Source organism: Streptomyces sp. NPDC002888 (assembly GCF_042888465.1).
Classification (GTDB): Bacteria; Actinomycetota; Actinomycetes; order Streptomycetales; family Streptomycetaceae; genus Streptomyces.
In genome coordinates this window covers 47,703-61,450 of sequence record NZ_JBIAPU010000025.1, presented here as the reverse complement: position 1 = coordinate 61,450, position 13,748 = coordinate 47,703, and the positions used below count along the sequence as shown (strand labels likewise).

Here is a 13,748-nt window from a genome sequence, read left to right as displayed (position 1 = left end):
GACACGGTATCCACGTCTCTCTCGTCGTTGGCCTTTGTCCGGCAAGGATGTCGAGCTCAGGCGACCTCGAACAGGCCGGCTGCGCCCATTCCGCCGCCGACACACATCGAGATCACCACATACCGGACCCCGCGGCGCTTGCCTTCGATGAGGGCATGCCCCACCAGCCGGGCACCCGTCATTCCGTACGGATGACCGACCGATATCGCGCCGCCATTCACGTTGAACCGCTCCGGGTCGATATGGAGTTCGTCACGGCAGTACAGCGCCTGGGAAGCGAAGGCTTCATTGAGTTCCCACAGACCGATGTCGTCGATGGTGAGGCTGTGCTGCTTCAGCAGTTTCGGAATGGCGAACACCGGACCGATGCCCATTTCGTCCGGCCCGCAACCGGCCACCGTCATGCCCCGGTAAACGCCCAGCGGCTCCAGTCCGCGGCGCTCGGCCTCCTTCGACTCCATCAGCACCGACGCCGAAGCCCCGTCCGACAGCTGCGAGGCGTTGCCCGCCGTCACGCTGGAACAGGCGCTCACCTGACCGTCGGGCAGCACCGGCGCCAAGCCTGCCAGGCCTTCCAGCGTCGTCGACGCGCGATTGCCCTCGTCCCGGGTCAGCGTGACCTCCTCGTCCCGCACCTCCCCGGACTGCTTGTCGAGGACCTTCTTGACGCCGCGGAAGGCGACGATCTCCCGGTCGAACCGGCCGGACTCCTGCGCCGCAGCGGTTCGCTGCTGTGACACCAGCGCGAACTCGTCCTGGCGTTCCCGGCTCACGCCGTAGCGTTCGGCGACGATCTCCGCCGTCTGCAACATCGGCATGTAGATACTCGGCGTGTGCTCGACCAGCCAGGGATCCGCCATGCGGTGGGTGTTCATGTGGTCGTTCTGCACCAAGGAGATCGACTCGACACCGCCACCGACAGCGACCTGCATGCCGTCCGCGACGATCTGCTTGGCGGCCGTCGCAATGGCCATCAGGCCCGACGAGCACTGCCGATCGATCGTCATACCCGACACGGTGTCCGGAAGTCCGGCACGGAGAGCGGCCTGACGCGCGACATTGCCGCCGGAGGACCCCTGCTGCACGGCACAGCCGAAGATCACGTCCTCGACCTCACCTCCCTCGAGCCGTGCGCGCTGCACGGCGTGCGAAAGGGCGTGGGCGGCGAGTTCCTGCGCCTGGGTGTCGTTGAACGCCCCGCGATAGGCCCTTCCGATCGGCGTCCGCGCCGTCGAAACAATGACCGCTTCCCTCATGTCGCCTCACTGTCTCTTGTTGGTCCGGTTCACATCGGCAGCTGCGCCTGCCCATCGGTTTATAGTTGAATCCGGCGTCAGGTTCAACAGAGTCGCCGGGTGCTCTCGGGCTTGACAGCCGACCCCTCTCACTGGAAGGTACCGACCAGTCGGTACAAGAGGTGGGTCGTGACGAAGCTGAGCATCTCCACCGCTGCGGGCGTGTTCGACGCGATCGTGGCGGGGCCTCCCGAGGGCCGCCCGGTGCTGCTGCTGCACGGCTTCCCGCAGACGGGGCTGGCATGGCAACGGCAGGTCGCGGCATTGGCCGCGCACGGCTACCGGGTGGTGGCACCCGACCAGCGTGGGTACTCCCCCGGCGTCCGCCCCCAGCAAGCCGAGGAGTATCGCATCGGCCTGCTCGTCGACGACGTGGTCGCGATCACCGAGGAGCTCGGCTGGGCGGCGTTCAACCTGGTCGGCCATGACTGGGGAGGCGCCGTGGCCTGGTGGACCGCGCACGCCCACCCCGGCCGCGTACGCACCCTGACGGTTGTCTCGACCCCACACCCCGGCGCTCTCGCCACCACCCTGCGCACCGACCAGGATCAGCGGAAACGCTCGCAGTACATGATCAACTGGCGTGAAACACCCGCGACCGAGGAGCGCATGCTCGCCCACGATGCCCAAGAGCTCCGCGACCTCTACTCCGGAAAGGTGCCGCACGACAGCGCCGAGGCCTACCTACGGCACCTGTCCCGGCCGGGCGCTCTCACCGCTGCGCTGAACTGGTACCGGGCAGGCCGCCCGGACGCCGCGATCGGCGTGATCGACGTCCCCACGCTGTACGTCTGGAGCACGCAGGACAGCGCATTCGGCCCGACCGCGGCACAGGAAACCGGGCGGTGGGTCAATGGGCCGTACCGGTTCGAGACCCTCCAGGGTGTCAGCCACTGGGTCCCCGAGGAGGCACCCGAAACGCTGAGCCGCCTGCTGCTCGAACACCTGCGAGCGCACGGCGAGTACGGAACCGCAGCGCATACCCCGTTCGTCGACTCCCCGAAGAGGTGACCCATGAAGACAGCGCGCGCGGCCTGGCGCCGGCTCGAGCCCGTGCACGGCATGATCTACTTCGTCCCCGAGGCGAGGCGACGGTACGCGGACCTCGGACTGAGCGGACGCGCCGGGTATTTCGCCTCCCGCAGCGCCGCGTTCGGCCGGGCATCCGCCGAGCTGGTCATCTCGACCTTCTACAACTTCAACCCCGATTTCGTTCGGCAGGCGGTCGACGGGACCTGGGAGGCGACCACGCCGCAGCAGGTGCTGGACGCGCGGTACGCCGCGGCGGGCGAAGCCCTGCGACGGGCGGGAATCCACCAGCTGTCCGACGTGGACGAGGTCGTGACGCTGACCCACCGCGCCGCCGAGGCGGCCTGCGAACACCCGCAAGGCCGCCCGCTGTTCGCCGCGCACGCCACACTGCCTTGGCCGGAGGAGCCGGTACTGCGGCTGTGGCACGCCCAGACGCTGCTCCGGGAGTTCCGTGGAGACGGCCATGTCGCCTGCCTGCTGAGCGAGGGCCTCGGGGGGTTGGATGCCCTGGTTCTGCACGCCGCCACCGGTGAGGTTCCCGTCGACTTCCTCAAGGCGAGCCGTGCATGGCCCGAGGAGGAGTGGGCCGACACCCAGGAGCGCCTACGCGAGCGAGGTCTCCTCGACGGTGACTCCCTCAGCCCGGAAGGCGTACTCCTGCGCCGGCACATCGAGGACCGCACCGACCAATTGGCCCTCCCCGCCTACGCCGCCCTGGGCGACGCCGACTGCGAGCGCCTCAGCGAACTGGCGAGCGCGTTCGGCCGTGCCGTCCTCGAAGCCGGCCTCCTCAAGCTCGGCTGACGCCGACCCCGGCCCGCGAAGTGGCTGACCAGGGCCTGTCCGGCGGATCAGGTCGCAGGAAAGCGACGGGGCCTCATCGGCGCTGGTGAGCGGGGCCTGGTGCGTCCAGCTGCAAGGCGGAGGAGGGCGTCGACGCGATGGGGGTCCCCCCGCGCGAGCGAAGTCGAGCGTGGGGGAGTCGGCAACCGACGACAACGCCGGTGGGGGCACCTCCCGCTCGAGCGAAGCGAAGAGTGGGGGAGGGCGTGCCAGGCCCCGCGTCTGCGGCATGATCCGCCGGACAGGCCCTCGCGCTCGACGGCGCGTTCCGGGCGGGAGACAGCGCTGTTTGCCCGGGTCGCGGGAACTCGCCCGATGGGCGTGCGGGAGCGTGCCGAGGGGCCGGTTGGCGGTGGCCGCACGGGGAGAAGACCGGTGCCTTCGGGGTGGCGCGAGCAAACTGACCAGTAGGTATGGATGGTCAAGAGGCGTGGGTCGAGTTTCTTCGCGGGCCGCCCGCACCTGATCGAGGTGGCGGACCGCGCCAGTGACACCGGAACCGGATCCCCGTACAGGGTGCCCTCTCTATCCGGCCAATCCCCTACCGGTCAGTAGACACGCAACTCTTCGAATGGAACGCTCCCTACAGAGCGCGGACGGTTCACGCACCGTTCGCATCCCGCCGGCCACCTGCTCCGGCCCTCCTCGCCGCTCGAGCGCGCCACACCCCAAGGCGCCCCGCGTTTCTCACACGAGCCGCATCTGCACCAGCAGGAAGTCCTTGCATCAGCCGAGTTCTCCCCTTCCTCACCCAGAGGAGCTCATCCTGATGAACGTCCGAACCAGCCCGGCGGCACTCGCCGTCGTCCTCGCCACGGCAGTCGCACTCGCCACCCCCACAGCCCGGGCCGCCGCGCCCGCAGCCCCCGGACCGACGGAGTTCACCGTCGACACCACGTCCGACGCGGTCGATGCCGAGCCGTCGGACGGCCTGTGCCGCACCGCGTCGGGCGCCTGCAGCCTGCGCGCCGCGGTGATGGCCGCCAACGCCCGCCCGGGCAGCGCCATCACCCTGCCTCCGGGCCGCTACCAGCTCACCGTCCCACCCGATCCCCGCCTGATCATCGGAGACCACCCCGACCCGACCACGGGTGACCTGAACATCGACGCGCCCACCACGATCCGCGGCTCCGGCGCCCGGACCACCGTCATCGACGCCAACCGCCTGGACCGCGCCTTCCGCATGCAAGCGGACACTGAGCTGTACGATCTGACGATCACTGGAGGACTGGCCAAGGAGCGCGAACTGCCCATCACCGACACCGGTGGCGGCGGAATCGCCAACGGACACCGCATGACGCTGCGGCGTGTCGCCGTGACCGGGAACTCCGCGGGCTACGGCGGTGCCATCTTCAACATCCCCGGCTCACACCTGGATCTGATCGACAGCACCGTCAGCGGGAACGTCGCGGGAGAGGCCGGGGGCATCAGATTCGACGACAGCGGCACGGTGACCAACTCGACGGTCGCCGACAACCGCGTGACGAACCCAGGCGACCGTCCCGGCAGCCTCGCCGGCTACGGCGGCGGGATCGACATCCGCGGCCTCGGACTAGTCGCGATCCTCAACTCGACCATTTCCGGCAACAGTTCGAGTGACGGCGGAGGCGGCATCAACATCGCCCCCGCCTACCTCGACAGCCTGCCCTCCCCGATCCCCGACGTCGTCGATCTACCGCTGGGGCGACTGACGTTGCGCAACTCCGTCGTCGCCGGCAACACCGTCGACGGCAAGGCCGCCAACTGCAAGAAGGCCTTCGCCGCCATCGCGTCGGAGGGCCACAACATCGACAGTGACGGAAGTTGCCGACTCACCGCCGTGGGCGACCTGCCCAGCCGTACGCCGCTGATCGGCCCCCTCGCCGACAACGGCGGCCCCACGGACACCGCCGCGCTGCTGCCGGGAAGCCCCGCCCTGGACGCAGCGGCCGACTGCCCGCCCACCGATCAGCGCGGTGTCACCCGCCCCCAGGGCTCAGCCTGCGACATCGGCGCCTACGAGCACACGCCATGAGCACACCGCTCGCCCCGGCATCAGGAGATGCGATGAGATCGCCGAGCCTGCGCAACACCCTGGCCCGCGCCACGATCGCGGTTCTGGTCCTGCTGCTGTCCTCCCTCGCCGTTCCCGCGCCCACGGCCCGGGCGGACGCCGCCCGCGACCCCCTGGTCGTGCGCACCGACCGCGGCTGGGTGCGCGGCGCGGCCCACCGCGACGGTGGCCGGGTCTTCCAGGGCGTCCCCTTCGCCGCCCCGCCGACGGGCACACTGCGCTGGCGTCCCCCACGGCCCGCCGAGCGATGGCCCGGCGTGCGGGACGCCACCGTACCGGCCGACCCCTGCCCCCAACTGCCGCTCACGCTGCTCCCCGACGGCAGCCCCGTCCTGCCCGGCGAGTCCAATCGCACCGGCAGCACGACGGAGGACTGCCTGTACCTCAATGTGTGGACACCCGCCCGCACCGGCGGCCGGCCCCTGCCCGTGCTGGTCTGGCTGCATGGCGGCGGCCACTCCTACGGTGCCGGCAGCGACTACGACGGCTCGGCGCTGACCGCGCGCGGCGTGGTCGTGGTGACCGTCAACTACCGCCTGGGAGCGCTGGGGTTCCTCGCCCACCCCGCCCTGTCGTCGGAGAGCGGGGACCACGCCTCCGGCGACTACGGTTTGATGGATCAGCAGGCCGCGCTGCGCTGGGTTGCGCACAACATCGGCGCCTTCGGTGGCGACCGCAGCCGAGTGACCCTCGGCGGCCAGTCCGCCGGATCGGTGGACACCTGCGCCCACATTGCCTCCCCGACCGCCGACGGCCTGTTCCAGCGGGCGATTCAACAGAGCGGGAGCTGCGCCTCGGACGGCGGTCTGCCACCGCTCACGCTCGGCGCGGCCGAGCAGAGAGGAAGCGGTTTCGCGGCCTCGGTCGGCTGCGCGGACCCGACGACCGCGGCGACCTGTCTGCGCGCCCTGACCACCACCGAGCTCCTGCGCGGCAGCGGGACCGGAACCCCCTCGTTGTGGAGCCCGAACACCGGGCCGCGTATCCTCCCGCGTGCTCCGCACAGGGCATGGGCCGAGGGACGGGTGAACGCCGTCCCGACACTGAACGGCAACACCCATGACGAGTACCGGTACTTCACCGCACTGTACGTGGACCTGCTCGGCGGCGGCCCCCTGACCACCGCCTCGTACGCCGCACTGATCGGGCTCCAGCACGGCGGCCGCGCAGCGGCAGTCCTGGACACGTATCCGGCCTCGGCGTATCCATCCCCGAACCTGGCCTATTCCGCAGTCAACACCGACCAGCGGTTCGCCTGCCCGGCACGGGCCGACAGCCGGCTGTACGGTACCCGGGCACCCGTCTACGCCTACGAGTTCCACGACCCGCAGGCACCTCCGTTCATCCCGGCACCGCACACGCCGCAGGGCGCGTTCCACGCCTCCGAACTGGCCTATCTCTTTCCCATGAACTCCCTGCGCCTGACGCCCGCCCAGCGGCGGCTGTCCGCCACGATGACCGGCTACTGGGCACGGTTCGCGGCCACCGGCGACCCCAACGGCTCCCGCGCCCCCGCCTGGCCTCGCTACACCGCCGAAGGAGACCGCATCCAGGTGCTGGCGCCGGACCGCATCACATCCACCACCGGCTTCGCGACCGACCACCACTGTCCGTTCTGGCTACCGTCCCCCACGTCCCGGGGAACGGTGCGATGACGCCGACGCGCCCGCGGCCGCAACGAGCTCGCCTGGGGCTCAGTGCCCCAGAACGTCGTGGTGAGCCGCGAGCGCCAGCAAGGCGACGTGCAACGGCCCCGTCTCCAGGGCGACGCCCGGTTCGAACCAGCGGGCGACGGCGGTGCCGCTCGCCATTCTGAGTGTGAAGCGCGCCAGTTCATCCGCAACCTCCGGGCGGTCCTTCAGCCCGAAGACGGCGCTCAGCGCATCCTGAGCCCAGGCCACCAGCGCGTCCCGGTAGTGGTGCACCTCGGCCACGGCCGCCGTGCTGGCGTCCTGCTGCACCATGCCCAGCCCCAGAAGCAGTTTCAGACCGTGCGGGTGGCGCCGCAAGGCGTCCTCGACCTCCGCCAGGAAGGCGTCCAGGCGCTGCGTGACGTCGGCGCCCGGCACCTCGGTCGAGGGCAGGGCTGCCAGCAGCGCGGTCCTGGCGCGCTCCAGCACCGCGACGTAGATCCCGTCCTTGCTGCCGAAGTGCCAGTAGATGGAGCTGGGCGGCAGACCGCACTCGGCGGAGATCATGGAAATGGACGTGGCGGCATAGCCGTACCGCGACATCAGTTCGCCGGCCGTGTCGATAATCGCGTCACGGGACCGTGCGCCGCGGGCCTGGGCCGGTGCCTCCGTCATACAGCCGACTCTAAGGGGTCCTTGCACTATGAGCGGCGGGCATGGTGCAAGGACCCCTAAGAGCGAGAAGCCGGTGTCCGCTCAGCCCCACGCCGCTTCTCGGCTCAACGCAGCCTGGGCAGGAGCTGGCTGCCCACGCGGATGGTCTCCTGCTTGTAGGGCGTGTCGGAGAGCACGAAGTGAGTGACGCCGAGCTTGCGGTAGTGGTCCAGGGCCGTGGCGACGTCGGCGGCGGAGCCGACCAGCCACGTGGTCCCCGCTCCGCCACCCCCGAACCTGCCGGGCGTCGTGTACAGGCAGGTGTCGAGCACCTCGCCCCGCGCGGCGAGGTCGAGGAGCCTCCGCTGTCCGACGGCGGTCGTGCGGTTGCCCGTCCACGTCAGCTCGTGCGCCCCGGACGCCGCCATCGTCGCGATCTTCTCCTCGGCCGCCTGCCATGCCTCCTCGGTGGTGTCACGCACCAGCGTGGTGATCCGCAGCCCGAACTCGAGGGGCTTGTGCCGACGGCCCACCTGCTCGCTCAACGCCTTGAGCCGGTCGATGCGTTCGGCGATCCCGTCCAGGGGCTCGCCCCAGAAGAGCTGCACGTCCGCCTCCGCCGCCGACACCCGTTCGGCGGCCTCGGAGGCGCCGCCGAAGTAGAGCGTCGGATGCGCCCTCGCGTCGGTCGCGTACGGCCTTGGCGTCACCGTGGATCGCTCGACGTGGAAGTGCTCGCCGGCGAACGTGACGTCCTCCTCGGTCCACAGCCGTCGTACGAGATGCAGGAACTCCCGGGTGCGCTCGTACCGTTGCGCCGGGTCGCTGTGGGTGTCGCCGTACGCGGCCGGGTTGTCCAGTCCGCTGACGATGTTGATCAGGACCCGGCCCCGGCTGAGCTGGTCGAGTGTCGCCGCAGCGGTGGCGAAGTGCGCGGGCTGCCAGTAGCCGGGGCGGATGGCTGTCAGGGGTTTGAAGGTGGTGGTCCGGGCGGCCAGCGCGGTGGCGACGGTGAAGGTGTCCGGCCGGCCCCACCCGGTTCCGACAAGTGCACCGCCCCAGCCGTGTTCCTCCGCCGTGCGGGCGAGGTCGGTGGAGAACTCGATGGAGCCCCAGCCGGTCGTCGTGTCGTCTCCGCGGTGGCCCGGCTCGACGGTGTTGGGGATGTACCAGAGGAATTCGGAACTCATCTTGTCTCCGATCAGGGGTGACCGGCACCGGACGGCGGGTCCGGGCCTGAGGGAAGGAGGTCGGGGGCCCGGTGTCAGCTCGACGAACGCCTGCGAAGCGCGGAGCCGGTGAGCGAGGGCGGGGTGTGACCGGCGTCGCGGGCCGAGGGCACGTCGCCCTTCGTCAGGGACTCCCGTCCGGTCGGCACATGCAGATCCCCGTCCCGCAGCCGGCCGGTCGCCCACACACTGACCAGCCCGGCCAACGCGAGGTAGCCGCAGGACCACCACGGGCTGCCCGAACCGAGGGCCAGCAGAGCGGTCATGATCAGCGGGGTGATGCCGGACGCGAAGATGCCGGACACCTGGTAGACGAAGGACATGCCCGTGTACCGGACCGGTGTGGCGAAGAGGGCGGCGAACAGGGTGCCCTGGGCCCCGTAGAACCAGGCGTGCACGACCCCGAGTGTCACGATCAGCGCCGCCGCGAAGGCCCAGGTCCCGCCGGTGCCGAAGAGCCAGAACGCCGGGAAGACCGAGACGGAGAACGCGGCCATGCCGGTGACGTAGACCCTGCGGGCCCCGCGGCGGTCGACCGCCGCCCCGGACACCGGTATCAGCACAGCCATCACCAGTGCCGCGGCCGTGACCGCGAGCAGCACGTGCGTACGGTCCAGCTGCAGCGTTCCGGTCGCGTAGGTGATGGCGAAGACGGCCCAGGTGTTGAAGGCGGCCCCCTCGCCCCACCGGGCGAGCATCCCGAGCAGAACGTGCCGGCGCGCTTGTGGCGCACGCACCAGCTCCACCAGCGGCGCGGAACGCGGCAGTTCCTGAAGGCGGCGTACGGCACGGAAGGCCGGCGTCTCGTCGATCTTCAGCCGTACGGTCAGTCCGACCACCACGAGCGCCAGGCTGACGAGGAAGGCGATCCGCCACCCGTAGGCGAGGAACGCCTCCTCGCTGAGCGCGTCGCTCAGCAGCGCGAACACACCGGTCCCCAGCGCCAGTCCGAGGGCCAGCCCGATCTGCGGGCAGCTGCCGAACCGGCCCTTGCGGCCGGCGGGACCGTACTCCACGGCCAGCAGCACCGCCCCGGCCCACTCCCCGCCCAGCGCCACGCCCTGCGCGACACGCAGGACCAGAAGCAGCGCAGGGGCGAGGATGCCGACCTGCTGATACGTGGGCAGCAGACCGATCAGGGCGGTGGAGACGCCCATCAGCCCCATGGTGAAGGCCAGGGTGTGCTTACGGCCGATCCGGTCTCCGATGTGCCCGAAGAGCAGACCGCCCACGGGGCGGGCGAGGAAGCCCACGGCGAACGTCGCGAAGGACAGCATCGTGCCGACCGTGCCGTTGGACGTGGGGAAGAACAGCTTGTCGAAGACAAGCCCGGCGGCCGTGCTGTAGAGGAAGAAGTCGTACCACTCCACGGTGGTGCCGAGCAGACTGGCGAGCACCACGGTCCTCAGCCGGGCAGGAGACGGAGCATCCTGTTCCGCCTTCTGGGCTCGCGACGTCTGCGACGGTACGGGCGCGGCGCTCATCGCAAACCACCGCCCGGTCCGGCCATCCGGCCGAGGGAGCCGGCCGGGACCGGGCGGTCACCGATGGTGGGCAGGAACAAGGGAAGGGCATGCACAGACATGTGGCTCCGAGTGGGGTGCGGAAGACGGCGTGCGGGCATGCCGACGCGGTGGCGCACGTCCATGGACGCGTCGCGGCACGCAAGGGCGCGTGAAAGGGGTGGCCGCAGCCTTGACCGGTCCGCGTGATGCCGTGGGGGATGCGGACGCGCGCAGGCTGACGACCCGGTGGCCCTACGCCGTCAGGGGGCTCATGGGCTCTTGGCCGTCAGCCGCGACAGTTCGCGCTGGACTGGCGGCACAGATCGACGTGCAGTCGTCCCACGAGGATGTCGGCAGCAGCGGTCATGCCTGGCATTGTGCGTGAGCTGCCCCGCCAAGCTCAAGTACGACCCGACCCAGTGCCAACTCGGCGAACACATGACGAGGCGTCAAGGATGATTCCTGCATTGCTCGTTGACCCGTACGGAGCCGCGTGCCCGACGGCGCCCGGGCCGACGCCCCGACGGAAGGCGAGCGGCCGTCCGCGGCGGTGTCGAGTCGATCGTCCCTCGGGTCCCGAAAAACGGCACTCTCTTTGTCATCGGCCGTTTCCGGTCGCGCCGGATGAGGGAAAAGCACGAAAATGACACCCCACGACCATGGAACCTCCATACCCCATAATCTGCCAGGCTTTTCAGTACTAAAAAACGTCACAAAAGAAGAAACAGTCGAAATGGGGCACCCATGTCAGAGAGTCCGGGAACTGCGGAGATGAGGCATATGACGAGTCTTTTACCGGCTCAGCAGTGGACCGCATTCCGGATACCGGCCTCTGAGGCCATGTCCCGGGGCCGTCTGACCGAGCAGTTCACCCACTGCTCGTTGGGCTTGGTGGTCGCCCCGCCCGGCTTCGGCAAGACCGCGCTGTTGGCGCAGGCGGCCAGAGCGCATCCGGGCCCGGTGACGTGGTATCAGGCCCGGCCCGACGCAGACCAGCGGGAGTTGCTGACCACGCTCGGGTACCCGGCAGACGCGCTGGCGGGCTCCGCCGATCCGCCCGGCGCGGCCCAGCAGGTGTCGCGGCGCCGAGATGCCAGGGACGGCGGAGCCGTCGGCCGACTGGTCGTTATTGATGACATGCACCTGCTTTCAGCGGCCGCGCGGGCGCTTGTGGTCCGGCTCGGCCAGCTGGCACCGCCACACCCACGGGTGCTGATCGGGACGCGCCCCGCCGCCGGGTTGTCGGTGGCCGCGCTGGAGGCGTCGAGTGCGGCAGTGGTGAACGCCGACGCGCTGCGTTTCCGTTCCTGGGAGGTCGAGCACCTGTTCCCGCATCTGTACGACACTGCGCTGCGCCCCGGAATCGCGCTGCCCCTGGTCCGGGCCACCGGCGGCAGGGCCGCGACGCTGAGGCTGTTCGCCAGAGCCGTGGCGGCCCGCCCCGACACGGGTCAGGAGCGGATCCTGGCCGACGGGATGTTCGGCCGCGAGTACCTGGAGAGGGAGGTACTCGCCCCGCTCCCCGACCGTCTCAGACGGTTCGTGACGGAGACCTGCCTGCTGAGCCGGCTCACTGCCGACGCCTGCCAAGCGCTGACCGGCCGGGCCGACAGCGCAGAGATGCTGTGGTCCCTGGCCCACGAGCACGGGGTCCTGCGCGCCGACCCGGACGGACGGACGTACGTCGCCGAGCCTCTGCTCCGCGAGTGTCTGCGCGCGCGGCTCACCGGCACGCTGACCGACGTCGAACTGACGCGGCTGCGCGGCCGGGCCGCTGCCTGCGCCGTCGGAGGCGATCATCAGGACCCGCCGCCTTCGGCGGTGCGCCGCCACCTCGGGTCCGCCGACTGGCCCGACCCGCTGCGCGCCGTCGTCGCAGGCACCCCGGACGCGCGCCTCGGCCGCTCCGTCGGGCGCGTCGCCGAGGGCGGTTCCGGCAGCTCCGCCGCCCTGCTCGTCCAGGGCATCGCCGCCGCCCTGACCGGCGACAGGATGTCCGGCACCATGGTGCGCCGGGCTTTGGCGGAGGCAACGGACGATGCCCTGGTCGCGCTGTCCGGGCAACTGGTCCGGGTGGCGCTGGCCGTGCTGGCCGGGGGCCCGGCCGGGCCGGTCCCCTACCCGGAACTCCAGCGGATCGCGTACGACGCCGAACGGCTGGACCTGCCGTGGCTGAGCCGGGCCGCCCGGTGCCTGCTGGGCCTGGGGCCGCACCCCGAGGACGCCGGGCAGCCGGTCGTCGTGCTGGATGAGTGCACCCGGCTCGGCGACGCCGAAGGGGCCGCGCTCGCCGCATTGGCCGTGTGCCTGCGCTCGGTGCGGACGGGACGCCCCGGCATCGGCGAGCTGGAGGAGGTCGTGCGGCGGTTCCGGGCGCTGGGCTGGGGCACGCTGGAGGCGTGGGGCCGGGCCGCCCTCGCCGTCGTGGAGGCCGCGCACGACCTGCCGGACGCGGGGCAGCGCGCCGCCCAGGCGGAAGCGTTCGCCCGGTCGGCGGGTGTACCGGGCGCACGTGCGCTGGCCATGGGCGCGATGGCTCTGGCGGCACCTGATGCGGCGAACCGGGACGACTTGCAGGAGGCCGCCTGGTCGACGGCCCGGTCCGCGGGGCTGCCGGTGGCCGGGCTGCGCTCCTGGCTCACCGCGCTTGCGGCCCCCCTCGGCCCGGTCGGGGACGGCGGAGCGGCAACGGGCAGGACCAAAGCCGGCGGGCACCACACCACCGCCTCCGGACGCGTCCTCGGAGCAGGGTCGGTGCCGGGCCTGACGGTGCGTTGCCTCGGTGGCTTCGAGTTCACCCTGGCCGGGCGCGAGCACGACTGGGCGAAGCTGCGCCCCAGGGCACAGGCGGTGCTGCGGCTCCTCGCGGTACGCGCAGGCCAGGCGGTCCACCGTGACCATTTGGTGCTCGCGTTCTGGGACGGAGTGACGACACCGTCCACGCTGCACAACCTTCAGGTGACGGTCTCCAGTCTGCGTTCCTTCCTGGAACCGGAACGTCCCAGGGGCGGTTCACGGCTCATCGCGCGGCAGGGAGATTCCTACCGGCTGGTGCTGGCGCCCGGTGATGTGAGCGACGTCGCGGCGTTCGAGCGTGCGGTGCGCGACGGCCGACGAGCCCGGGCGCAGAAGCGGCTGGAGGAGGCGGCGGACGCGTTCCGTATCGCTCTGGACCACTACGCGGGTGAGCTGCTGCCCGAGGACGGGCAGGCCGAGTGGGTGGCCGCCGACCGGGAACGGCTGCGCCGGGAAGCGGCCAACTCGGCCGTGGCTCTGGCCGAGATACGTCTCGCCCAGAGCCGGCCCGTGGAGGCGGTGGAGGCGGCCGAACGCTGCCTCGAGGTCGACGGGCACCGCGACGCCGCGTGGCGGGTCCTGATCCGGGCGTGCGACGCCGCGGGGCTCGCGGCCGACAGTGCGCGGGCCCGGAGCGGCTACTCGGCGATGCTGGCCTCCCTGGGGATCCCGCCGTCCGGCGGGCTGTCCCATCCGATGTAGCGGCGGGC

At 71.0% G+C, this 13,748-nt stretch carries 10 protein-coding genes; 5 read left to right on the top strand and 5 right to left on the bottom strand.

Annotated elements, in window-relative coordinates; translation table 11 throughout:
• Positions 1-56: 56 nt before the first annotated feature.
• A complete protein-coding gene (locus tag ACFYWX_RS33840; RefSeq protein ID WP_389428651.1) occupies positions 57-1,256 on the bottom strand; it encodes an acetyl-CoA C-acyltransferase in 1,200 nt (399 codons plus the stop codon).
• A gap of 168 nt (positions 1,257-1,424) precedes the next feature.
• On the opposite strand from ACFYWX_RS33840, the gene ACFYWX_RS33835 reads away from it, so the two are divergent.
• The 4 genes from ACFYWX_RS33835 to ACFYWX_RS33820 all read left to right on the top strand — a co-directional run bounded on the left by ACFYWX_RS33835 (position 1,425) and on the right by ACFYWX_RS33820 (position 6,878).
• Positions 1,425-2,306: an alpha/beta fold hydrolase gene (locus ACFYWX_RS33835; RefSeq protein ID WP_389428650.1), complete on the top strand. Its 882-nt coding sequence runs from the start codon at positions 1,425-1,427 to the stop codon at positions 2,304-2,306.
• A 3-nt stretch (positions 2,307-2,309) separates the two neighbouring features.
• Positions 2,310-3,131, top strand: coding sequence for a hypothetical protein (locus ACFYWX_RS33830; protein WP_389428649.1), 822 nt, complete (start codon positions 2,310-2,312; stop codon positions 3,129-3,131).
• A gap of 808 nt (positions 3,132-3,939) precedes the next feature.
• Positions 3,940-5,184, top strand: coding sequence for a choice-of-anchor Q domain-containing protein (locus tag ACFYWX_RS33825; RefSeq protein WP_389428648.1), 1,245 nt, complete (start codon positions 3,940-3,942; stop codon positions 5,182-5,184).
• A gap of 32 nt (positions 5,185-5,216) precedes the next feature.
• Positions 5,217-6,878 (top strand): carboxylesterase/lipase family protein, encoded by a 1,662-nt coding sequence (locus tag ACFYWX_RS33820; RefSeq protein WP_389428647.1) that lies wholly within the window; start codon positions 5,217-5,219, stop codon positions 6,876-6,878.
• A gap of 39 nt (positions 6,879-6,917) precedes the next feature.
• On the opposite strand, the gene ACFYWX_RS33815 is transcribed toward ACFYWX_RS33820, so the two are convergent.
• The 4 genes from ACFYWX_RS33815 to ACFYWX_RS33800 form a co-directional block, all read right to left on the bottom strand.
• On the bottom strand, positions 6,918-7,529 hold the full coding sequence (locus ACFYWX_RS33815; RefSeq protein WP_389428646.1) for a TetR/AcrR family transcriptional regulator: 612 nt from the start codon (positions 7,527-7,529) through the stop codon (positions 6,918-6,920).
• Positions 7,530-7,633: 104 nt separating this feature from the next.
• Positions 7,634-8,698 (bottom strand): LLM class flavin-dependent oxidoreductase, encoded by a 1,065-nt coding sequence (locus tag ACFYWX_RS33810; RefSeq protein WP_389428645.1) that lies wholly within the window; start codon positions 8,696-8,698, stop codon positions 7,634-7,636.
• 74 nt (positions 8,699-8,772) lie between these two features.
• On the bottom strand, positions 8,773-10,137 hold the full coding sequence (locus ACFYWX_RS33805) for an MFS transporter (RefSeq protein WP_389428644.1): 1,365 nt from the start codon (positions 10,135-10,137) through the stop codon (positions 8,773-8,775).
• 391 nt (positions 10,138-10,528) lie between these two features.
• Positions 10,529-10,609: a putative leader peptide gene (locus ACFYWX_RS33800; RefSeq protein WP_389428712.1), complete on the bottom strand. Its 81-nt coding sequence runs from the start codon at positions 10,607-10,609 to the stop codon at positions 10,529-10,531.
• Between the two features lie 473 nt (positions 10,610-11,082).
• On the opposite strand from ACFYWX_RS33800, the gene ACFYWX_RS33795 reads away from it, so the two are divergent.
• On the top strand, positions 11,083-13,740 hold the full coding sequence (locus ACFYWX_RS33795; protein WP_389428643.1) for a BTAD domain-containing putative transcriptional regulator: 2,658 nt from the start codon (positions 11,083-11,085) through the stop codon (positions 13,738-13,740).
• Positions 13,741-13,748 lie beyond the last annotated feature (8 nt).

What these genes read in the sequence shown, in the direction of transcription:
- ACFYWX_RS33840 (WP_389428651.1), bottom strand. Translation starts at nt 1,256, where the DNA reads ATGAGGGAAGCGGTCATTGTTTCGACGGCGCGGACGCCGATCGGAAGG.
- ACFYWX_RS33795 (WP_389428643.1), top strand. Translation starts at nt 11,083, where the DNA reads ATGTCCCGGGGCCGTCTGACCGAGCAGTTCACCCACTGCTCGTTGGGC.
- ACFYWX_RS33800 (WP_389428712.1), bottom strand. Translation starts at nt 10,609, where the DNA reads ATGACCGCTGCTGCCGACATCCTCGTGGGACGACTGCACGTCGATCTG.
- ACFYWX_RS33830 (WP_389428649.1), top strand. Translation starts at nt 2,310, where the DNA reads ATGAAGACAGCGCGCGCGGCCTGGCGCCGGCTCGAGCCCGTGCACGGC.
- ACFYWX_RS33825 (WP_389428648.1), top strand. Translation starts at nt 3,940, where the DNA reads ATGAACGTCCGAACCAGCCCGGCGGCACTCGCCGTCGTCCTCGCCACG.
- ACFYWX_RS33810 (WP_389428645.1), bottom strand. Translation starts at nt 8,698, where the DNA reads ATGAGTTCCGAATTCCTCTGGTACATCCCCAACACCGTCGAGCCGGGC.
- ACFYWX_RS33820 (WP_389428647.1), top strand. Translation starts at nt 5,217, where the DNA reads ATGAGATCGCCGAGCCTGCGCAACACCCTGGCCCGCGCCACGATCGCG.
- ACFYWX_RS33815 (WP_389428646.1), bottom strand. Translation starts at nt 7,529, where the DNA reads ATGACGGAGGCACCGGCCCAGGCCCGCGGCGCACGGTCCCGTGACGCG.